Below are 23,304 nucleotides of genomic sequence, written 5' to 3' on the forward strand. Positions count from 1 at the left end.
ACGGAATTCATAGGTAACACACCTGTTTAATAACCGTAATTGACGTAATAAGTAGCAACACCGAATGCCAGGACGGATACGATGATCCCGATAAGGAATATAGTATACGTAATACGCAGCAAACGGTACTTTTTATCCAGTACTTTACCCAGGTAATACAGGTCTTTGGTAAGGGAGTTGTACAGGTATTCTTTGTCCTCCCGGATATCCTTCATGGCGTCTTCGTATTCATCCAGGCTCATTTTGTGGAAATTACCAAAGAACAACAGGTTGACCTTCTTGTTTTTTATATCTTCTTTGGAAAATTTTCCACTGGTTATGTTGGGTCTTGTGGCCAGAACGGAGAACGCAATGGAAGCTACGCTGAACCCTACGAAGAGTATGGTGGGGATAAGTAAATAGGAATTACTGGCTTTATCCAGTTTTGGAATGAGTGTGGACAGTGTCAGCGATATGATAATAGCATTTACGGATAACAGAATATTGGCCTTACTGTCCGCGATATTACTCAGGTTGGTATGGTTCCTCAAAGTCACCCGGAACAGGGTTTCCACTCCTCTTTCCGGGGTTTCCGCTTTTTTCTTTTTGCGTTTGAAATCAGCCTTTTTCAGTTTATCCTTGTCCTTTTTTTCCTGAAGTTTTGCCAGGTTCTTTTTTAGTTTCAGCAGGTTTTTGCTCTTTTGGGGCTGCCAGGTGGCAATAGCATGTGCCGTATAAAATTTATGATGCTCTTCGAACATGCGTATATTGGTTTCCACCCACTCGATATCCGTAAAGCTTTTTTCGTGTAACAAACGAAGCTCTTCCCGTAACAGATCGGATATCTCCATATAGTTTTTAGAAGCAAAATGAGAGAAATCCGCATCGCAGATGATCTTTTGCAATAAACCGGAAGGTTTGCTGTACTTTTTGGTAATAAGGATGCATTCTTTTACAATGGCAATACGGTCCTCCGGATAATTTCTTTCCCGGAGAAAATCTTCCGCAATCCGGGCGCTCTCCGCTTCATGATTGTTGAGGTTCTTAATATATCCCACATCGTGAAACCATCCGGCTATCTGAAGAGGTTCACTGTCCTTTTCGTCCAGATTTTCCGCAGCGACCAGTTCGTTGATATGTTTAACAACCCGTTGTGTATGAGTGTAGTTGTGATAAAAATAATGATTGGATAACTGTTCACTCATTATTTTCAGTACGTAATCCTCAACCTGCCGGAGAATTGTATCCATAATTTACCTAAATTAGTTAAAAATTAAAATTAGTGTTTTTATTGTTATGATAAAAATTAAAAAGATTGGTTTACTATGCCTAGTCGGAGTTATTTTATACTCCTGTGCCACATATAAGTCTCAATATAAAACAGGCCCAGAAAATATATCTCTCCCCGGTCCGGAAGATGTTTCCCATACATTTTATTTTATAGGAGATGCCGGAAATTCCCTTATGGGAGAAAGGTCTGTAGCATTACAGGCTTTCGAAAAGGAAATGGAAACCGCGACAAAGAACAGTACGGTTGTTTTTCTGGGAGATAATATTTATCCTTCCGGAATGCCCGAAAAGGAAGAAAAGGGCAGGCAGCTGGCAGAGTACCGGATAGATATTCAGGCGGAAATAGGAAAGAAATTCAAAGGAAAAACCATTTTTATCCCCGGTAATCACGACTGGTATTCCGATGGGTTGAAAGGACTGAAACGTCAGGAAAAGCGTGTGGAAGATATTCTCGGAAAGAATTCCTTTCTTCCGGAGGACGGTTGCCCGTTAAAAAGAGAAAAGATAAATGACGATGTAGACCTGCTCCTTATAGATTCCGAATGGTTTATCGAGGACTGGAACAGGCATCCCACTATAAATGACGATTGCGATATAAAGACAAGGGAACAGTTCTTTGAAGAAGTAGAAGGCTATATCAATAAATCGCAGGGAAAAATATTGCTGATAGCCATGCACCATCCCTTGTTGAGCAACGGTGGACATGGCGGACAGTTCTCCGCAGATAAGCACTTGTACCCTGTGGGAAATTCGGTGCCATTGCCGGTTTTAGGTTCTTTGCTCAACTTTATCCGAAAGACCAGTGGTATTTCTCCCCAGGACATCCAGAGCAAACCTTACCGGGAACTCAAGGACAGGTTGTTCACCCTGGCCCGGCAGGCCGATAATGTAGTGTTTGTCTCGGGGCACGAACACAACCTGCAATATGCGGTGAGCCGTAATATTCCATTGATAGTGAGTGGTTCCGGGTCTAAAATAGCGCCAGCCAGTGTTAAAAAAGACGGGATATTTTCCTATGGAGGACAAGGATACGTGAAAATGACGATATCCGGGGACGGAAGCGCTATTGCTGAATTCTTCGGGGAGGAAAATAATTTTGCGGATCCACTGTTCCGGACAGAAGTGATGCATATACCTTCGGACACATTGCACAGGGATCTCCCTTCGGATTTTCCGGAAACGGTAAAAGCCGGTATATATGAAGAAGAGGAGGTACGTAAGGGAAGTTTGTATTCCGCTATATGGGGAAGCCATTACCGGAAGGAATACGGAAAGCTTATAGAAGCCAGAACCGTATCCCTGGATACGCTTTACGGCGGATTAACCCCTATACGTTCTGGCGGAGGCCATCAAACCAATTCCCTTCGTATGGAAGATAAAGAAGGACGGCAGTATATGATGCGAGAGGTACGCAAGGGAGCATTGCGCTTTTTACAGGCCGTAGCCTTTAAAGATCAGTATGTGCAGGACGACCTTGAAGACTCCTATACCGAAGCGCTGGTCATGGATTTTTATACTACTGCTTTCCCGTATGCCGCGCTAACCGTGGGAGAATTATCTGATGCTGTAGGAGTATTACACGCCAACCCCGAGTTGTATTATATCCCGAAACAAAAGGCCCTGGGGCGTTACAATGACAGGTATGGGGATGCCTTGTATCTTATTGAGGAACGGGTAACGGACGGTCACGGAGAAGTGGCCGGTTTTGCGTATTCCGATAAGATTATCAGCACTACGGATATACTTAAAAAATTAAGGCGAAGAGACAAAAATACAACGGATGAACGCCTTTATATACGTTCCAGGTTATTCGATATGCTCCTGGGAGACTGGGACAGGCATGGTGATCAGTGGCGCTGGGCCGAAGCAGGAGAAGAGAATGGTAAAAAACTGTATAAACCCATACCCAGGGACAGGGACCAGGTTTTCTCCGACTTCGACGGGCCGTTCCTGGGGCTGGTGACCAGGATGATCCCGGGAGTACGCTTGATGCAGAACTACACCCCGAAAATACGAAATCTGAAGTGGTTTAACGTAGAACCGTTCCCCCTGGATATGGCTATTCTTAACGCCCATACTCTCAAAGACTGGCAGGAAGAAGCCGATTATATACGCCGGAAAATCGATGAAGGAACGGTAGAAAGAGCTTTTTCCTATCTGCCAAAGGAACTGGACCGGGAAACAGTAAAGAAAGTGAAGTCCGTTCTCTTGCAACGCAGGGAATTTTTGCCGGAGATGGCCGAAGAGTATTACCGTTTACTGAAAAAGAATCCGGTAATATACGGTACGGATAAGGACGACTACTTTGTTATTACCAGGGAAAAGGAAGGGGTAACCAGGGTAGAAGCATACCGCATTATCCAGGGAGAAAAGAAAGATAAATTCATAGACATCACCTTTAACCGGGAAGAAACCAAAGAAATATGGTTGTACGGCCTGGATGATAAAGATGTTTTTGAAGTTAACGGACAAGGGGATGCGTGGATACCCATAAAGATCATCGGGGGACAAAATAATGATGTATACAGGGTAAATAACCGGAAAAAGATAAAAGTTTACGATTATAAGTCCAAAAAAATCACCCTGGAAATCCCGGTTACAACAAGGCTTTCGGATAATTACGATCTGAATACTTACGATCCGAAGAAGGTGAGAACCAGTGTGGGGCAACTTTTTCCGGATTTCGGATTTAACCCGGATGACGGGGTAAAACTCGGCCTCAAATACACCTTTATAGGTAAGGGGCTTCGGCAGGACCCTTATACCCAGAAACACAGTATAAAAGGAGGTTATTATTTTGCCACCAAAGGGTTTGATCTCGGCTATTCCGGAGAAATACTGAATGTGACGAATAACTGGCGCTTTGCGGCCGATGCTTTTTTTACCAGCCCTCTTTTTGCAGTCAACTATTTCGGTTACGGAAACGAAAGCGAGAATCCGCAAAGTGACCTCGGGATGGATTACAACCGCGTGCGGATGAGTAGCTTCGGCGTATCTCCCAAACTGGCATGGAAAGGATACCTGGGCGGATATTTTAAAATAGGACCTGTTTTTGAAATGGTTGAAATCGAGGAAACCTCCGGAAGATATATCAATGAAACGGCAGTGAATGCCGATATCTTTGAATGGCAAAAATTCCTGGGTGCCGAAATGACCTACGGGTATTCTAATTTTGACAGTAATTCCCTACCGACCCTCGGTATGCAATTCGACCTTACCGCCGGGTATAAGTCCAACCTGGACAACAACAGGGATTTCTTTTACGTCATTCCGCAGATACGTTTCACAACCAATGTGGATGCGGATGGTAAAATAGTATACGCTACCAAGTTCAAGGCACAGTTTAATACAGGAGATGAATTCGAGTTTTACCAGGGTGCCGGTATAGGAGGTATAGACGGCCTGCGCGGGTTCCGTAACCAACGGTTTATAGGGCGTACATCATTTTATAACAACAACGACCTCAGGTTTACTGTGGCCCAGTTCCGCACCGGGCTTTTCCCTATGACTTTGGGTACCTACGGGGGTTTTGATTACGGTAGAGTGTGGGTAGCAGATGACAATTCGGGTAAATGGCATAACTCCGTAGGAGGGGGACTGTACCTGAATGCCATTAATATGTTTACAGCTAATTTTTCGTATTTTAATTCCAAAGACAGTAACCGTTTTGTCTTTGGGTTAGGATTTAATTTCTGATACCGTCCAGTTTTAGTTCATAAAGGTTCCTTCCCGAGCTACCTTTAGCCTCATCGCTGATGAGCAGGGTATGGTTGTCCGTAAAGCACAGTCCTTCTTTCTGGGAGGAATGGCCGAGTTCCACGATTTCTTTAACGTCCGGGTTTAAGAAGTTGTCATCCGCAAAGCCGGAAAATAACCATACCTTGTCGTGCCCGAGCAGGGCTACGGTCTTTTCGTCCGGGGAAATGGCTGCTGCAGTTATCATGCAGTGTTTTTCATTCTTGCAAAATACATATTCACCCATAAGTTCTGCTTTGTGGTGTCCTTTTCGCGCAGGGATTTTGTAAAGAAAAGAAATCCCGTCAAAAGGTTTGGACCTGTTTTTTGTGAACAGGTAAAAATACCCGTTCAGAAAGAAGAAAGCTTCGGCGTCATAATATCTGTGCTTTGCCCTGGGAGGGAAACTTTTTTGTTCCGGGTAATAGAAAGATATTTTTTCTGCTTTGATATTCTTTTCCTTTACAGTGCCGGGGGTTGCAATTTTATAAATAGTAAGGTCCTTTCGTTTATTGCTGTTGTTACCGAAATCACCGATATACAGGTTATTGTCCTTGTCTTTGGTAAGATCTTCCCAATCCTTGTTTTTCGCATTTTTAACCCTTAATTCCCTTTGTATTTTTCCGTCAAATCCCACCCGGTAAATACGGTTTTTATTGCCGGAATCGTTGATGACCCATACCGTACTGTCCCGTTCTGTAATTTCTATTCCCGAGTTTTCTTTCAGTTCTTTCGGCAACCTGGTCAGATGTGTGAGCTGTCCGTAATTCGGATTGCAACTTACGATAAAGGCATATAACAAAGGGAAGATGAGCTTTTTCATGAAATAAAATTACTAAATTTAAGTAGTTATTTACGCGATTTTTGAGTTTAACCATATCTTCCCATTACCCAAAAGAAGTTTGAAACAGAATAGTGCAGGATTGTGCCGTAAGGTTAAATCCGGTCGCAAATCGAGCTTTAATAATGGTCCCGTATATGTCGTAGCAGGATTTCCATCCGTTTTTTTACCTCTCCGGTGGGTTGCATATAGTGATTATTCATGTAGCTGAAAATCAATACTCTTCCGGATTTGGTCCGTAAATACCCGCTTAGGTTGTGATTGTTACTGAGTGTACCGGATTTGGCATAGAGGTAAGGGGTGTTGTTTTCACTTTTGTAAAACCCCTTCAGTGTCCCCGATTGTCCCCCGGCCGCAAAAAGGCGGAACAGCTTTTCACGTGGTTGTTCATGGTATAGCCTGTTCAGTACATAAACAATGGATTCGGGAGTGAACAGGTTGTACCTGGACAATCCGGAACCGTCTACCCATCGGGGTTTTTGCGGAATATCCGGCAGAAACCTTTCCAGGACATGATCTATTGCCTTTTTACTGTTCAGACTGTCAGACACGGCAGCGGCCGACATAAGCAGTATTTGTTCGGCCAGAAAATTATCGCTGACATACATCATTCTTTGATAAAGGCTATCGGAAGCCATACCGCTGTAAAGAGTCTTTTTAATATCCGGAAGTGCGGTATGTGTAGGGTAAATTTTCTTTTTCAGGGTATCCGATAATAATTGGCGTGTGAGGTCCGGGCTTAGTATAAAAGGTATTTCCAGGGTGTCCCTGAGGTTTTGCGGTATATGAAAGGTGTTTTGGCGCCATTCCCGTGGACGTTGCGAACCTGCCAGACCTTTCAGGGTATTTTGAAAATATTCCGGAACGGCTTTAATTTCTCCCCGGTTTTTGTGAACTGTCAGCACATTGCCGTAAACGGGGAATGCGCCCTTTTCCGGAGAATAGTAATATGGGTAATCGCCCCAGGACCATCCGGGACCAAACCGGTCGTCGTAAAAATTACCGGAGTATAAAGCCATCGGTTCTTCACGTTCTTCCAGAAAATCAAGAACCGAGCGGTCTTTAAAGTACGAATGGAGGAAAACAGGGTTTCCTGTACCTTCTATATATAAGGTGTCACCTATTGCAGCATAGTGAAGAGCCGGTATGGAATCGGGGAGGAGTTGCAGGCCGGTATAGAGCGTAAATATTTTGGTGTTGGAAGCCGGTGTAAAATACTTGTCGGCCTGGTAGGTATATATCATTTTGTCTTTAGCCGGATCGTAAAGCGCAAAACCCGTAAACTGCCGGTCAAAAAAATTGTCATTGAAATATTTTTTGACACGGATACCTTTGGAGGCTCCGCACCCGGAGAGAATGAAAGCGAAGACAGAGAGTAGCAGAAGTATTTTACGAAACATGGTCAGCAGGTTATCTTAACAATGATTTGTATGGAAAGTTATGTAATTTTTTGTTTTTCCGCGCGACATAAGGGCTAATTTTAACGGAACACTGTAATATTTCTGATCGATCTACCGTTTTATGCAAAGATGTTTGACACAATGGAATAAAACCGGCAGAACTTTAAAAGTTAAAGAGTTAATAATTTAAGAAGGATAAACCTTCTTAAAGCTTATATTTGTTTTACGGCACGGGATTTGTATCCGAAACTCCTATGAAAAAGAAAGCGAAGTACATTTTTTTATACCTTTTTCTTTGCCTGGCAGGTCATATGTACGGCCAGGTAAAAGTTAGCGAATTCATACAGGTTTCCCGGCTTGCGGAGCCCGAAGACGGAAAACTGGTGTTTATAGATTTCTGGGCTACCTGGTGTAAACCTTGTATTCACGTAAGTAAGTATATAGAAACATTACAGGCACAATTTCCGAATGATTTTTACGCCGTTTCCCTGACTAAAGAGTCCAAAGACGTGGTAACACGTTTTATGCCAAAGCATCCTTCCCGTCTGGCCATCGCTCTGGACAGGGATGGTGAGACTTTCCTGAAACACGGTATTACCACATTGCCTTACGGCGTTTTATATGATGGCAGGGGAGAGATTGTGTGGAAAGGACATCCGGCAGACCTCACCGAAAACAGGTTGCGTTCTTTTATAAAACGGAACCGTCATAAGGGGAGGAAGCGTTTTTCGGATATAGTGGATGTTTCCGGGGAAACGATACAGGAAGGAACACCTTCGGTGATGTACCGTCCTGAAAATCCGGTGGAAGTTTTTATTTCTGCGGAAAAATCCGGTCAGGACTTGATGTATGAAAAAGGGGAATACACCTACTACAAAGGGAAAACGGACGAACTGGTAGCTTTACTGAAAAAGGTTTCTGCTGTTCAGGTGGAAGTCCGTGAAGATAAAAATAACTTTATTGAAGTTTATGCCCTGACCGGGATATGGAAAAACGATCCGGGACAAATATTGGAGCACGTTTATGACAAAGCCGGAATTTCCGAGCATGTACTCAATAAAGAGGGGGAGGTATATAGATTGGAGGTAAGCGATCCTTCGGGCTTATGGGATGCGGATCAACTGAATTGGGGAAGGGATTCACCGAAGTTCCTGGTAGATGATATGCAGATCCAGGCAGATAACGTTACTTTCGGCACCTTTCTCACCAAACTCGGTAGTACCTTGGGGATTCCTGTGGTGAGTTCTTATGAAGACAATGTACTTCGCGACTGGAAATTGCAATACCGCTTTTTTGATCTTATGAAAGATCAGTTAAAAGATACCTACGGCATAAATGTGATAAAAGATACTGCGGTTTACAAAGTGATTATACTCCGGTAAGGGTAAGGTCTTTTTTTTATGTATTTTAAATGCCTGACCCTTTCCTTCTTCTCATCAGATGCTAAATTACAGGGCGGGTGAAGGTTCTTCATCCACTCTTTGACGATTTTCCACTCGTCCTTTGGTTTTGTTTCCTGTTACAAAATGACCGGAATAAAATATCCCGGAAATGATATTTACCCGTATTTCCTCCGGCCATATAATACTAAAAAAGACTGCCTTTTCAGACAGTCTTCTTTATAATAATGTTATGGATATTCTTTGTTATTAGTTACCTAATATACGGAATTCTGTTCTTCGGTTTTTCTGATGTTCGGCTTCCGAACATTCCACACCATTAGAACAACGATTAACCAATCTTGTTTCACCATATCCCCTGGCGATAAGTCTGCTTCTGGAAATACCTTTGGTAACGAGGTAGTTTACCACGGACTCGGCGCGTTGCTGGGACAGAGCCATATTGTAATCGTCATTACCCCTGGAATCGGTATGGGACATCAATTCTATGCTCACATTCTTTTCTTTCAGGATAGGGAGCAATCTTTCGTCAATGATCGTTTTGGAGTCGGGGGTGAGCCTGGCGCTGTTATATTCGTAGAATATGGGGAGTATAGTAGGATTAAGCAGTTTACAGTCAATTTCTTCCCAGGTGGTAATGCCACCTTTTTTCTTGAGTACGGTTTTGGTAACCGTAGTATATTCCGCCGGAACAGTCACTTTTGTAGTGGTTGCAGGTGTTTCTACAACCTGCCTGGTTATAGTGGTGTATTCCGCAGGTATTTCGACTTCATCCATTCGTGCCGGTTCCTTGATCACTTCTTTGGTATACACGGTGTTTTCTTCTGAAACAGGAATATTGTTTGTTCCTGCATCCTTTACCAGTGTAGTAATGGCTACATCCTGGCTTTGAGAAGGATATTCCACAAAACATGCGGTAATACAGTCTTCTTTGTTGGATGAAGGGCAATCTTCAAGGGTTTGGTATTCCCATCCGGAAGTCTTGGGATACACTTCAAAGGTCTTGGTGTCATCTCCAAAGGAAGCAGGTACAATTTCCAGGTCTGTCCTTCCTTCTTTTTTAGTATACGGCACCTCCACGGTTTCATATACGGCCGGAACATACACCAGTTTCTTACTGGCCTCTTTGACTAATACGCGTTCTTCAACGGTTTTGTATGTGGCAGGGACCACTTCGAGTTTGGAATAAGCAGGGTGGATTTCTACAGTTTCTTCCACTTCTTCAAACTCATCTTTGGTAATACACTTTACATAGCATTTACCTGGGTCCGGGTTTTCAGGCAGGCCCTGTGCGGCTACGCCAAAAGTAGCTGCGAAAAAAATGGATAACAGGAGGAATTTTTTTTTCATGTTTAATCTTTTAATGGATTTGTTTTTTGACCTATAATTGTCACCTTCTCACAAAAGTACTTGTTAAAATTAACACTTTTTTTTGATTGTCGCAAATGCGAGATTTTATCGATTAAGTGTTTTGTTTACGCGATTAAATACACATAATGAATGTATTTAGCTGTTTTATAGGCGCATTTAGGTGTTTTACATGAAGATCATTGTTAAAAAATTAACCGGAAAATAACGCAATTTTAATGAAAGAAAATTAGTAAATATTGTATTGTGATCTGAAAAGTGTGCCCAATGGGTCTGAAAAGACAGGGAAGAAGGTTTCTATTCCGGATTTTAGCGGAAGGTCTTTTACTGTTTGCTATCGATCTTTTTGTTCTTCGGCTAAAGCTTTTCCCGCAAGTTTGGAAGCAATAATACTTATGATGAGTATTTGCAATCCGTGATAGAGCATAAGAGGGAGTAGTATGATTCCGGCAGTGCTCAATTTGGAAAACAGGACCTTGGACATTACAGTACCGTGAACAAGGGATTTTTTGGAGCCACAAAAAAGTGCCGTAATACGATCTTCACGGTTGAAACCGAGTATCCCGGAGAGAACATAAATAAGTCCGTAAGCCGCAAAGAAAAGGGACAGAGCTATGCCGATCAGGAGCAGTATGTCGTACCACTGTATCTGGCTGAAGATCCCGGAATGGAAAGATCCTGCAAAACTTTTATAAACGATAAGCAGAATTATACTCTTATCAAAAAAACTGAGTTGTTTGCTGTACCGGTTAGCGATCTTCCCGCCCAGGGGTTGGAGTAAGATTCCCAGGATTACCGGAATAATCACTTCAATAGCCAGCTGCGTGTATATATGCCCGAAATCTATATCGGTATTCGCTTGTTCCAGGAAAGGGGTTATCCACAGAGGGGTGATAAGTATACCGATAATCCCGGAAAGGCTGGCATTGAATATTGCCGCCGGAATATTGCCTTTGGCCATAGATACCATAACTACGGACGAAGAAACGGTGGAAGGAAGTGCAGCCAGGAAGAAAACAGCAAGCCATAAGGTGTGCTGTTCGGTATTTTGCATTAAGGCATAAAAAGGCAGAACAAGCAGGGGGAAGAGGACAAAGGTAGACAATTGTACTACCAGGTGAAGCTTCCAGTTGTTCAGTCCTTTTTTTATTTTGTCCGGACTGAGTTTTAATCCGTAAAAAAAGAAAATGAGAGAAATACCTATACTGCTTATGGTTTTTATAGGAAAACCGCTTCCTTCAATTCCCGCCCCGGGAAAAAAGTAAGCAGTAACAACACTTAATATAAGAGCAAGTACAAAAGGGTCCGTTTTGAATCTCATAGCATTTTTTTGACGATGTAAATATAGATAAATGACAGTGTTCCGGGCAAATACTTTAGAAGGAACCTAATGCCCAAACCTGCAACTTGTAACAAAGAAATAATACCTCCAATTCCAAAACTAAAAAACACCAGGAAAATGCTCGGATTTTAAGATGCGCTTGTCCTGGCAAATACCTCCTTCCTGTTTTACCCTAGAGACAAAAACCTTATATTCGCAATTGGTTAAAAAAGCAGATATGAATATTGCATTTATAATTATAGGGTTAGTTTTACTGGTATTTGGTGGGGACTGGCTGCTTCGTGCTGCTGTTGGTATGTCGCTACGGCTTCATATTCCCCGGATGGTAATAGGAATGACTGTAGTATCCTTTGCTACTTCGGCCCCTGAATTAATTGTAAGTGTTAAGTCCGCACTCGACGGATTTCCGGATATAGCGTTGGGTAATGTAGTGGGATCCAATATAGCCAATCTCGGGCTGGTACTCGGAATAACGGTTATACTTTCCGCAATCACCGTTCAGAAGAGTTTTTATAAAATGGACTGGCCTTTTATGATGCTGGCGTCTCTCGTGCTTTACGGTTTTATCTTCTTCGATGGTATCATACAACGATGGGAAGGGATGGTATTATTTGGGTTATTGATATTATTTATCCTGGTGATGTTCCGCAGTAAAGGTAAAGATGAGGTGTCTGATGAGGTATCCGAGATGGCGGATAAAATTCCCGGAACAGGAAGAATATTTCTTTTCCTGCTGATCGGGGGAACGGCATTGTGGGGAGGTTCGGAGTTATTGATTCGCGGGGCTGTGGGTATGGCCGGGCATTATGGGGTAAGTGAGCGGGTAATTGCGGTTACCGTGGTTTCCATAGGTACCAGTATTCCCGAACTTGCAGCTTCTATAATGGCGGTATTGCGAAAAGAAAAAGCCATATCGCTCGGAAACCTTTTAGGGTCTAATATTTTTAATATACTTGCGGTACTCGGTATAACCGCGATGATAACTCCTATACAGGCAAAAGATGAAAGGCTGATAAACAGCGATCTCTACTGGATGCTTGGGTATGCATTGATAATATTGCCTATGGTATTTATACCTAAGAAAATGCGATTGGGAATACTGGAAGGAATTATCCTGCTGGGCTTTTATATAGCCTTTGTTTATATGACGTTATAATCTTCCTAAAAAAAGTTTAACAGGTGTTGGACGGCTTAGCTTTAGGTTTTACACCGGAGTGTAGCAGATGCCAATGTAATGTGTTTTTTTGTGGTAATTCATTTGCAGATTTGTAGTTGTACCGCAAAAGAAGGCATTGATAAAATGTAAAAAACGCCGGCAATCAAAGAAAGTTAGCCGGCGTTTTTAATTATACACAAAAAACAGAATTATTCACTATTGCAATTTATACGGCAACAGCGTTATTTACTTCAACGGATTTTACCGTTTTAATGATTCTTGCTGCAATTTTATAGGGGTCACCATTAGATGCCGGTCTCCTGTCTTCCAGCCATCCTTTCCACCCGCGTTCTACGGTTCCTATAGGAATACGGATAGAAGCACCGCGGTCAGACACTCCGTAGCTGAAATCGGTGATAGAAGCAGTTTCGTGTTTACCGGTAAGTCGTTGGTCGTTATAAGCTCCGTAAACCTCTATGTGCTCCGTTACTACAGAGCGGAATGCTTCACAGATGCTTTCGTAAGCGCTTTTATCACCACAAGTTCTCAATATAGAGTTAGAGAAGTTGGCATGCATACCACTTCCGTTCCAGTCGAGCTGACCGAGCGGTTTCGGATGCCAGTTTACTGAAATACCGTATTTTTCACAAATTCTTTCGAGGAAATAGCGGGCTACCCATATTTGGTCACCGGCTTCGGCAGCGCCTTTGGCAAATATTTGGAACTCCCATTGTCCGGCAGCAACCTCTGCATTTATACCTTCAACATTGAGTCCGGCTTCCAGGCATACGTCCAGGTGCTCTTCTACGATCTCTCTTCCATAAGCGTTGTTGGCGCCAACGGAACAATAGTATTGTCCTTGTGGTGCAGGATAACCATTGGCTGGGAAACCGAGAGGTTTGTTAGTTTCGGGATTCCACAGGAAATATTCCTGCTCAAAACCAAACCAGAAGTCATTATCATCATCATCTATAATAGCTCTTCCGTTAGAGACGTGCGGAGTTCCGTCAGGATTCAACACTTCACACATTACCAGATAGGCATTTTTTCTCTGTGGATCGGGGCAAATAAAAACGGGCTTTAGCAAGCAGTCAGAAGAGTTACCTTCTGCCTGTTCTGTTGAAGAACCGTCAAAAGACCATATTTCACAATCTTCCAGTTTCCCGGAAAAATCACTTACGATTTTTGTCTTGCTCCTCAAGCTCTGCGTCGGTACATAACCATCTAACCAAATGTACTCAAGTTTAGCTCTGCTCATATCATTTCATAATTTAAATTGAACACTAATCTACGTCGGTATAGTGGTGTAAAATTAATAATTTTTTTAATACTATACGATTTTAGAAGGGGGTCTAGAGTTTGTAACAATTAATTTTTGATTATACCCTATTTTTTACAGGGGGTTATTGAGTATAATTTACTTTAAAACATGTCTTTTTAATTAATCTTTAAAGTTGTTTAATTTTAAAACAAAAAAGTGTTCGATTGTGGTATCGAGGGGTTTAAATATAACGGATTGAGTTTTTTTTGTTCAAACCGGTATTTGTTGCAGGGGGTATTCAGAAAAAAGGCATTTTTGTTGCGGTATTTTTATATATTTGGGTGCAAATCCAAAAATGGAGAGAATGAACGCCGGATGATTTTTACGTAAAAGTGGGAGATAGTGGTTTCGGAGATTAAAATCCGGAAAATGTAAGGAGGGAATAATTTTGTATATATAATAAGGTGTAAGTAAAACTCCTTTTTGTACAGATGCAGATGGTACACTGTGAAAAAGGGAAATATAATAATAGCTACGAAAAAAGAAACAGAACAGAAACAATAACCAACAAAGTAATATGGCAACAATCAGATTTAAGGCTATACAGGAAACTTTTGGCAGAACGGCGATTCCGGTGCAGGAAACAGTAAAACGCTCGGAGTTGTTCGGAGAAAATGTTTTCAACGAAACGGCGATGCGGCAATTTATGACGAAAGAAGCTTTTGTCAGCGTCATGAACGCCATTGAATTTGGAGAAAAAATAAACCGGAAAATTGCAAACCAGGTTGCTGCGGGGATGAAAGACTGGGCGCTTTCCAAAAATGCCACACACTACACGCACTGGTTCCAGCCCCTTACCGGAGCTACTGCGGAAAAGCACGATGCTTTCTTTGAAACCATAGGGGGAGGAATGGCGATGGAGAAATTCGACGGAAGTCAGCTGGTACAACAGGAACCCGATGCATCCAGCTTTCCCAACGGAGGTATCCGTAATACTTTCGAAGCACGGGGATATACGGCATGGGACCCTACTTCTCCGGCATTCATTTACGGAGGGACACTTTGCATTCCTACGGTATTCGTGGCTTATACGGGAGAGGCCCTCGATAACAAAGCGCCGCTTTTAAGAGCATTACAGGCCATAGACAACGCAGCCACCGACGTTGCGAAATACTTTGATAAGAGCGTAACCAAAGTTACCGCAACCCTCGGCTGGGAGCAGGAATATTTTCTTGTGGACAAGGCTCTGGCATATACAAGACCGGATCTTATTCAGGCCGGAAGAATGCTGTTAGGGCATTCCGCAGCAAAAGGACAGCAGCTGGATGACCACTATTTCGGATCTATCCCTAACAGGGTGGTGAACTTTATGCGCGACCTGGAGATCGAATGCATGAAACTGGGGATTCCGGTAAAAACACGTCACAATGAGGTGGCGCCGAACCAGTTTGAACTTGCGCCTATTTTTGAAGAAGCAAGTTTGGCTGTGGACCACAATTCCCTGTTAATGGATGTGATGGACAAAACAGCGGACAGGCATTACTTTAAAGTACTTTTCCATGAAAAGCCATTTTCTGGCATTAACGGTTCCGGAAAACACAACAACTGGTCACTGGCAACCAATACCGGTGTAAACCTGTTGGGGCCCGGAAGTACCCCGATGAAAAACCTGCAATTCCTTACCTTTTTTATCAACACTATAAAAGCGGTAAACGAATATGAAGAGCTGATCCGCGCCTCTGTAGCTTCGGCAACTAACGATCACAGGCTTGGTGCAAATGAAGCGCCCCCTGCTATTATATCGGTATTTATCGGAGAACAGCTTACCAGGGTTCTGGACGAACTGGAAGATGTGTCTACCGGTAAACTGTCTCCCGAGGAAAAAACCGACCTTAAACTGAATGTCGTAGGGAAAATTCCGGAAATATTACTGGATAATACCGATCGTAACAGGACTTCTCCCTTTGCTTTCACAGGAAATAAGTTCGAGCTTCGTGCCGTAGGGTCCAAAGCGAACTGTGGTAAGCCGATGACAGTCCTCAATACTATTGTAGCGAAACAGCTTATCGAATTCAAGAAGGAGGTAGATGCCCTCATCGCCAAGAAGAAACTGAAGAAAGACGAGGCTATATTCAATGTACTTCGCGAGTATATCAAATCATCGAGAAGAATACGTTTCGAAGGAGACGGATATAGTGCTTCCTGGGAAAAAGAAGCTGCACGCCGCGGGCTTAGTAATAATAAGACAACACCGCCGGCACTTAAAGCCATGGTATCCAAAAAAGCTATTTCCCTGTTCGAAGAAATGAAGGTAATGAGCAAGGTGGAAGTAAAAGCGAGACACGAAATAGAACTGGAAGAATACACCATGAAAGTGCAGATAGAAGGCCGTGTACTTGGCGATATTGCACGAAACCACGTTATTCCTACAGCCATCCGTTACCAGAACATCCTCATTGACAACGTTAAGGGGCTCAAGGATGTTTTCGGTACCGACTTCAAGAAAGTGGCGTCTGAGCAATTGGATCTTATCGAAGAGATTTCCGAGCACATTGCCGAGATCAATTCCAAGGTTACAGCCATGACTGAAGAGCGTAAAAAAGCCAACGTTATTACCAGTGCCGAACTTAAAGCGGAAGCATACTGCGAAAAAGTGAAGCCGTACTTTGATGAAATACGATATCACTGCGATAAACTGGAACTGCTCGTAGATGACGAGTTATGGACCCTTACCAAATACAGGGAACTCCTGTTTATCAAATAATCTTATCTTAAACTTTGCCTTACGGGGAGATTTTGCGAAAGCAGGTTCTCCCCGTTTTTTTGTGAAAATCCGCAGATGAAATCCGCAATAAATCGATCGTGATCAGCCTGAAATTATGTATTTTTGCGCCAAACAACATTATTTATGAGTTCTTCGGTAAGTAAGAGATATTCCCAAAGGGGCGTTTCGGCCTCTAAAGAAGACGTGCACAATGCTATAAAAAATATCGATAAAGGACTTTTTCCCAAAGCCTTTTGCAAGATAGTTCCCGATTACCTCACCAACGATGAAGAAAGCTGCCTGATCATGCATGCGGACGGGGCAGGGACCAAATCGTCCCTGGCATACCTGTACTGGAAAGAAACCGGAGACATTTCCGTGTGGAAAGGGATTGCCCAGGACGCACTCATTATGAACATAGACGATCTGTTGTGCGTAGGTGCTACAGATAATATATTGCTGTCTTCCACTATAGGAAGGAATAAAAACCTGGTACCAGGTGAAGTGATCTCTGCGATCATAAACGGTACGGAAGAACTCATAGCCGAACTCGCCGGGTTCGGAGTTAAAATACATGCGACGGGAGGAGAAACCGCCGACGTAGGCGACCTGGTGCGGACTATTATCGTGGATTCCACGGTAACCGCCAGGATGCCGAGAAAAAATGTTATAGACAATGCAAATATAAAAGCCGGCAATGTCATCGTGGGACTGGCTTCTTTCGGTCAGGCAAAGTACGAGAAAGCGTATAACGGTGGTATGGGGAGCAATGGCCTTACTTCGGCCAGGCATGATGTGTTTGCCAAGTACCTTGCGGAAAAGTATCCCGAAAGTTTCGATCCGTCCGTTCCGTCCGACCTGGTATATTCCGGCGGGGTAAAACTTACCGACCCGGTGGAAGGATCACCGTTGGATGCTGGAAAACTGGTATTGTCTCCCACAAGGACCTACGCGCCTGTCATTAAAAAAATATTGGAAAAATACACTCCCCGGGACATTCACGGCATGGTACATTGCAGTGGTGGGGCGCAGACCAAGATTCTCCATTTTGTAGAAAATCTGCATATCGTAAAAGACAACCTTTTTAAAGTTCCTCCGCTGTTCCGGCTTATACAGCAGCAATCCGGGACGGACTGGAAAGAAATGTACCAGGTGTTTAATTGTGGCCACCGGATGGAACTCTATGTAGATGAGGAAATAGCAGAAGATATCATTGCCGTTTCAAAGTCTTTCGGTGTAGATGCACAGGTCGTTGGAAGAGTAGAAGCCGCGGACCATAAAAAACTTACTATAGAAAGTGAATTCGGGACGTTCGAATATTAGTCTGATAAAAATATCGTAATTTTGCCAACCGAATGAACCACAGGTTTATTGACGATGGGCACGGGAACCAAATGCCGGAAGTTTGCCGACCGTCAATCTAAAATCGTAAATCCAAATGTTAGACAGGTTAAACATAGTAAAACAGCGTTTTGATGAGGTTTCGGACCTTATCATACAACCCGATATCATAGCCGACCAGAAGCGTTATGTGCAACTGAACAAGGAGTACAAGGACCTGAAGGGTATCGTGGATAAAAGGGAAGAGTATAAGGCCGTACTGGATAATATCGCCGAAGCCGAAGAGATCATTGCCGACGGTAGCGATGCCGAAATGGTGGAAATGGCAAAAATGCAGCTCGAAGAGGCCAGGGAGCAACTCCCCGGGATGGAGGAGGAAATAAAATACATGCTTATCCCCAAAGATCCGGAAGATGTTAAAAACGGCATGATGGAGATCCGTGCGGGTACCGGTGGTGACGAAGCGTCCATTTTTGCAGGCGACCTGTACCGCATGTATACCAAGTATTGCGAGAGCCGCGGATGGAAGGTAAATGTAGTGGACTTTAACGAAGGGACTTCCGGAGGATTTAAAGAGGTTATATTTGAAGTTAACGGCGAGGATGTTTACGGAAACCTGAAATTCGAAGCAGGGGTACACCGCGTACAGCGTGTGCCGCAAACCGAGACACAGGGACGGGTACATACCTCTGCGGCAACCGTGATGGTGCTTCCCGAAGCAGAAGAATTTGATGTGGAACTGGATATGGGCGATGTGAAGATCATCCGTACGACATCCACCGGACCGGGAGGGCAATCTGTAAACACAACTTATTCCGCAATCCAGTTACAGCACATTCCCACAGGGATAGAAGTGCGTTGCCAGGATGAAAAATCCCAACATAAAAACCTCGAAAAAGCGATTAAGGTTTTGCGTTCCCGGTTGTACGAAAGAGAACTTGCCAAGAAACAGGAAGCCGATGCAATGAAGCGGAAGAGTATGGTTTCCAGTGGGGACAGGAGCGCCAAAATACGGACGTATAACTATCCGCAGGGAAGGGTTACCGATCACAGGATAGGACTTACACTCTACGACCTTCAGAATATTATAAACGGGGACATCGGCAAGATCATCGAAGAATTAAAACTCGCCGAAAACACCGAAAAACTGAAAGAAGGCGACGTATTTTAAGCAAAGCATAAATTCCGTTGAACAAGCGAAAATATAAGAATATATAAAACAGTGATGCCGCACCGCAAGTATTTTGAAGTGCGGCATTTTATTAATCATACGATACGGCATGACAACACAAGAACTGATACAACAGATACGTCAAAAAAGATCCTTTCTCTGTGTGGGACTCGATGTAGATTTGCAAAAGATTCCCGCACACCTGCTGGAAGAAGAAGATCCCATATTTGCATTTAATAAGGCAATTATCGATGCTACCAGTCATGTAACCGTAGCCTACAAACCCAACATTGCTTTTTATGAAGCCTACGGGATTAAGGGATGGGAAGCCCTGCGGAAGACAATAGATTACCTGAATGAAAACCATCCGGAGGTGTTTACCATAGCCGATGCCAAAAGAGGGGATATCGGCAATACTTCTGCCATGTATGCCCAAGCTTTTTTTGAAGATCTCGGGTTCGATTCGGTTACCGTAGCCCCGTATATGGGGAAAGATTCCGTGGAACCATACCTGGAATTTGAAGACAAACACACCATTTTGCTGGCCCTGACTTCCAATCAGGGAGCTTTTGACTTTCAGACAAAAGATGTGGAGGGTAAGGAGTTGTATAAACGGGTACTGGAAACTTCCGGTAAGTGGAAAAACAGCCATAACCTGATGTATGTGGTAGGAGCTACCAAAGCGGAATACCTGGAAGATATCCGGCGTATTGTGCCGGACAGTTTTTTGCTGGTGCCCGGTGTTGGCGCACAAGGAGGGAGCCTGGAAGAAGTTTGCAAATACGGTATGACCGATAATATAGGTTTGCTGGTTAATTCGGCCAGAGGTATTATATACGCCTCTGGCGGAATGAATTTTGCCGAAGCCGCAAAAGCAGAAGCAGAGAAGATGCAGGCAGTAATGGCTGCTGTTATGCCTGGATAAATAAATTCAAATCGGATTTCATTGACGGTTAAAGATCAGTTACAGCGGGAAGTTATTCTGGAAAAAGCGCCGGAGCGCATTGTATCCCTGGTGCCTTCCCAGACGGAATTGCTGTTCGATCTCGGACTGGAAGATAAAGTTGCAGGCATTACGAAGTTCTGTGTACATCCGTATCATTTCAAATCCGTAAAAACTATAGTCGGGGGAACCAAAAAGGTAAAATTTGACCGCATCCGGGAACTGCAACCGGACATTATCCTCTGCAATAAGGAGGAAAACACCCGGGAGATGGTGGAGGAACTCGAAAAAATTGCCCCTGTACACGTTTCGGATATTTTCACTATAGAAGATTCCCTGGAGCTGATCCGGCAGTATGGGGAAATATTCTCCTGCCGGACGGATGCATCCCGTATAATCCATAAAATAGAATACAGGCTCCGGGATTTCAGGGAATACATAGCGGATAAACCTGTACTGAAAGTAGCTTATTTTATCTGGCGCGAACCCTGGATGGTCGCAGGGGCAAATACTTTTATAGACCACCTGCTCACCCTGAACGGCTTTGAGAATATATACGGAAATAAAGAGCGTTACCCCGTGGTGGAATTAAAGAAAATGCGGTTGGAAGGAGACCCGGACCTGGTTTTTCTCTCATCGGAACCTTACCCTTTCAAAGAAGAACACGCATTTGAAGTCGGACGTTTTACCCACCATGCCAAGACAGTCTTTGTAGACGGAGAGATGTTTAGCTGGTACGGGTCCCGTCTTGTAAAAGCTTTCGATTACTTCAAAATGCTGAGAGAGAGGTTGTAACAATATTCGCTCCTGGAGAAGGGCGGGTTTCATGCCGGTTGTTTCGATACACCCTCCGCTTCGCTGGGGCACTCAGCCACCTCTGCTTGAGTGATTGCCGATAGGCAATTATATCGAAACCACCGACTAAAACCACCCGGTTGGTTACTGCAAAACCGCATGAAATAAAAAAAAGGGACTGATAAGCCCCTTTTTCTAAACTAACTAACTCAAATAATCATTAATAAAAGTTCACACGAACACTACAAAATTCAGGATTTAAATTTCCATTCGCGTTAATTTTATATTAGCAATTTATTAAATTAAATAGATGTAAAGTATCTAATTAATATATAATTAACATTTTAAATGGTGTTAAATTAGTTATTGTTAGGTTTTTGAACATTTTTGCAAAGAAAAAGTATTTTTTGCAACACGTATTTGTGATATGTGTATTTTTTAAGGGGTTTTAGTGTGTAGATAATAAAAATAATAGGTGATATAGTGCGCGGGATATTAAAAAAATAAAATACCCCCTTGTTTGTTGAGGGGGTAGGTCTTTTTTAACGATCTTGAAGAGCAAAAACACGTTTTAATAGGTCGGTTGTCCTGGCAGTGGTTTTATTTCGGATTTCTTTTTCCTCCACGGAGATCATGGTAAATACTCCTTTAAGTGCTTCCTGGGTAACGTAATCCGTAAGGTCGGGGTTTACGTTAGTGGTCAGGGGAAGAGTGTTGTATTTATTAATGATGTTACCCCATACCTCAGTAGCGCCAACCCGGGAAAGTGAGGTATGGATAACCGGGGAAAATTTACTGTAAAGTTCTTTTTCCGTGTTATTCTGAAGGTAAGCGGTGGCAGCATTATCTGCCCCCAGAAGAATATTTTTGGCATCGCTGAAAGTGATGTTTTTTACGGCATTCACAAATATGGGGGTAGCTTCCTTAACCGCATCTTCCGCAGCCCGGTTAAGCACTTTCAGTCCTTCGTCCGCAAGGTTGCCCAAACCGACGTCCCTCAGGGTTTTGTCTACTTTCTGTAATTCGGCGGGCAGCAGAATCTTTACCATCTGGTTTTTAAAGAAGCCGTCCTGGGCTGTAAGCTTGGTAACCTGTTTTTCAATGCCAAAATTGAGGGCCTGCCGAAGTCCGGAAGCAATTTCTTCATTTCCGAGTGTAGATGCCCCAGGCAATTGGTTTACCACCTGTTGTAGTTCCGCACAGGAAAAAATTAAAAAAATACCTAGTACGTAGATTGCTTTTTTCATGTAGTATTTGTTTTATAAAAGAGAATAAAAACAAATGTACTATGAAAAAACAATAGTCTTGTTATTGTGAGCCATTACTTTTCGGGAGATGTGGAGCTTAACCGCACGAGCCAGTACTATTTTTTCCAGATCCCGGCCTTTCATTACCATGTCTTCAATAGAATGAGCATGGGTTACCCTGGCAATATCCTGTTCTATGATGGGCCCGGCATCCAGTTCTTCCGTGACATAGTGACTGGTGGCCCCGATGATCTTAACCCCCCGTTTAAAGGCCGAATGATAAGGCTTTGCTCCCGGAAATGCCGGAAGGAAAGAATGGTGGATATTGATGATCTTATACGGATAATGATTTAGCAGTTTTTCCGACACGATCTGCATATATCTGGCTAATACTATAAAATCCACACCGGCTTCCCGCAACAAGTGTAATTGTTCTTTTTCCGCTTCTTCTTTATTATCCGCCCCAACCGGTATATGGTAAAAGGGAATGCCAAAACTGTCTGCCACAGGTTTCAGATCTTTGTGATTGCTTATAATAAAAGGAATATCCACGTAAAGTTCCCCGGAATTATACCTTCCCAGCAGGTCATACAGACAGTGATCGTATTTGGAAACAAATATGGCCATTTTAGGTTTATGGTCATCGGTGTATATTTCCCACGCCATACCGTATTGTTGTGCTATCTGATGCCCGAATTCCTTTCTGAGGTCCTCAAGCATACCCGAAAACTCGTCAAACTGGCTTTCCAGACGCATGAAAAATACGCCGTGGTCCATATCCACATGCTGGTCAATATAAATGATATTCCCGTTTTTCTTATAAATAAAACGTGTTACCGCAGCTATAATACCCTGTGTATCCCTGCAGGAAATAAGTAATGTAATTTTGTTCATACCTTTTCGGAGCTTTAGAACCAGTTTAAGAGCATGTTTAAAAAGAATTCAATTGGCTAAAAAAATGCCCTTTTTGTTGCCGACGCGCCACCTGGCCCCTCCACTAAAAACAGCCACTGGCTGTTTTCTTAACGTTCGGTCCTGTCTTTTTCTCGCCCCATAGCTACGGCTATGCTCCCGATAATCATCGGGAGCAAAAAAGCCTTCATATGGAGCAAAAATCATCATTTCCTGCCTGCCGGCAAGCAGGCTCGCTACAATCAATCCTTTTTAAACATGCTCTAAACAAGCTCTTATGTGAAGTCTAAATTAAGTCAAAAATGACAAGGATTTTTAACATTGCTTTTAAATTACAAATCTTCTTAAAAACAGTATTT

The 23,304-nt window shown here is 43.1% G+C and carries 16 protein-coding genes; 8 read left to right on the plus strand and 8 right to left on the minus strand.

The window, feature by feature from the left end; all coding sequences use genetic code 11:
• Positions 1-26: 26 nt before the first annotated feature.
• Positions 27-1,229 (minus strand): Pycsar system effector family protein, encoded by a 1,203-nt coding sequence (locus ACVBDU_RS02160; protein ID WP_447178142.1) that lies wholly within the window; start codon positions 1,227-1,229, stop codon positions 27-29.
• Between the two features lie 46 nt (positions 1,230-1,275).
• Here ACVBDU_RS02160 and ACVBDU_RS02165 point away from each other — a divergent pair, with 46 nt between their 5' ends.
• Positions 1,276-4,965, plus strand: coding sequence for a metallophosphoesterase (locus ACVBDU_RS02165; protein ID WP_447178143.1), 3,690 nt, complete (start codon positions 1,276-1,278; stop codon positions 4,963-4,965).
• Here the strand turns inward: ACVBDU_RS02165 and ACVBDU_RS02170 are convergent.
• Complete coding sequence (locus tag ACVBDU_RS02170) at positions 4,955-5,827, minus strand: YjiK family protein (RefSeq protein ID WP_447178144.1); 873 nt, start codon at positions 5,825-5,827, stop codon at positions 4,955-4,957. The genes ACVBDU_RS02165 and ACVBDU_RS02170 overlap by 11 nt on opposite strands.
• Positions 5,828-5,964: 137 nt before the next feature.
• Positions 5,965-7,245, minus strand: coding sequence for a D-alanyl-D-alanine carboxypeptidase (locus ACVBDU_RS02175; protein WP_447178145.1), 1,281 nt, complete (start codon positions 7,243-7,245; stop codon positions 5,965-5,967).
• A gap of 254 nt (positions 7,246-7,499) precedes the next feature.
• Here ACVBDU_RS02175 and ACVBDU_RS02180 point away from each other — a divergent pair, with 254 nt between their 5' ends.
• A complete protein-coding gene (locus ACVBDU_RS02180; RefSeq protein WP_447178146.1) occupies positions 7,500-8,627 on the plus strand; it encodes a TlpA family protein disulfide reductase in 1,128 nt (375 codons plus the stop codon).
• 267 nt (positions 8,628-8,894) lie between these two features.
• Here the strand turns inward: ACVBDU_RS02180 and ACVBDU_RS02185 are convergent, their stop codons facing one another.
• Positions 8,895-9,995, minus strand: a complete 1,101-nt coding sequence (locus tag ACVBDU_RS02185) for an OmpA family protein (RefSeq protein ID WP_447178147.1) — start codon at positions 9,993-9,995, stop codon at positions 8,895-8,897.
• A gap of 352 nt (positions 9,996-10,347) precedes the next feature.
• Positions 10,348-11,334 (minus strand): bile acid:sodium symporter family protein, encoded by a 987-nt coding sequence (locus ACVBDU_RS02190; protein ID WP_447178148.1) that lies wholly within the window; start codon positions 11,332-11,334, stop codon positions 10,348-10,350.
• 238 nt (positions 11,335-11,572) lie between these two features.
• Here ACVBDU_RS02190 and ACVBDU_RS02195 point away from each other — a divergent pair, with 238 nt between their 5' ends.
• Positions 11,573-12,511: a calcium/sodium antiporter gene (locus ACVBDU_RS02195; RefSeq protein ID WP_447178149.1), complete on the plus strand. Its 939-nt coding sequence runs from the start codon at positions 11,573-11,575 to the stop codon at positions 12,509-12,511.
• A gap of 226 nt (positions 12,512-12,737) precedes the next feature.
• Here the strand turns inward: ACVBDU_RS02195 and ACVBDU_RS02200 are convergent, their stop codons facing one another.
• A complete protein-coding gene (locus ACVBDU_RS02200; protein ID WP_447178150.1) occupies positions 12,738-13,769 on the minus strand; it encodes a glutamine synthetase beta-grasp domain-containing protein in 1,032 nt (343 codons plus the stop codon).
• A gap of 580 nt (positions 13,770-14,349) precedes the next feature.
• On the opposite strand from ACVBDU_RS02200, the gene ACVBDU_RS02205 reads away from it, so the two are divergent.
• From ACVBDU_RS02205 to ACVBDU_RS02225, 5 genes are all read left to right on the plus strand, one after another.
• Positions 14,350-16,536, plus strand: coding sequence for a glutamine synthetase III family protein (locus ACVBDU_RS02205; RefSeq protein WP_447178151.1), 2,187 nt, complete (start codon positions 14,350-14,352; stop codon positions 16,534-16,536).
• Positions 16,537-16,680: 144 nt separating this feature from the next.
• Positions 16,681-17,859, plus strand: coding sequence for an AIR synthase related protein (locus ACVBDU_RS02210; RefSeq protein ID WP_447178152.1), 1,179 nt, complete (start codon positions 16,681-16,683; stop codon positions 17,857-17,859).
• A gap of 115 nt (positions 17,860-17,974) precedes the next feature.
• Positions 17,975-19,048: a peptide chain release factor 1 gene (prfA, locus tag ACVBDU_RS02215; RefSeq protein ID WP_447178153.1), complete on the plus strand. Its 1,074-nt coding sequence runs from the start codon at positions 17,975-17,977 to the stop codon at positions 19,046-19,048.
• A 109-nt stretch (positions 19,049-19,157) separates the two neighbouring features.
• Positions 19,158-19,973 (plus strand): orotidine-5'-phosphate decarboxylase, encoded by an 816-nt coding sequence (gene pyrF / locus ACVBDU_RS02220; protein ID WP_447178154.1) that lies wholly within the window; start codon positions 19,158-19,160, stop codon positions 19,971-19,973.
• 21 nt (positions 19,974-19,994) lie between these two features.
• Positions 19,995-20,786, plus strand: coding sequence for an ABC transporter substrate-binding protein (locus ACVBDU_RS02225; protein ID WP_447178155.1), 792 nt, complete (start codon positions 19,995-19,997; stop codon positions 20,784-20,786).
• A 542-nt stretch (positions 20,787-21,328) separates the two neighbouring features.
• On the opposite strand, the gene ACVBDU_RS02230 is transcribed toward ACVBDU_RS02225, so the two are convergent.
• Together ACVBDU_RS02230 and purU are read right to left on the minus strand one after the other, a co-directional pair.
• The gene (locus ACVBDU_RS02230; protein WP_447178156.1) at positions 21,329-22,033 is read right to left on the minus strand and encodes a DUF4197 domain-containing protein; all 705 of its coding nucleotides are present in this window, start codon (positions 22,031-22,033) and stop codon (positions 21,329-21,331) included.
• Positions 22,034-22,072: 39 nt separating this feature from the next.
• Positions 22,073-22,927, minus strand: coding sequence for a formyltetrahydrofolate deformylase (purU, locus tag ACVBDU_RS02235; RefSeq protein ID WP_447178157.1), 855 nt, complete (start codon positions 22,925-22,927; stop codon positions 22,073-22,075).
• Between the last annotated feature and the right edge of the window lie 377 nt (positions 22,928-23,304).

It is taken from the genome of Sinomicrobium endophyticum (assembly GCF_052983315.1).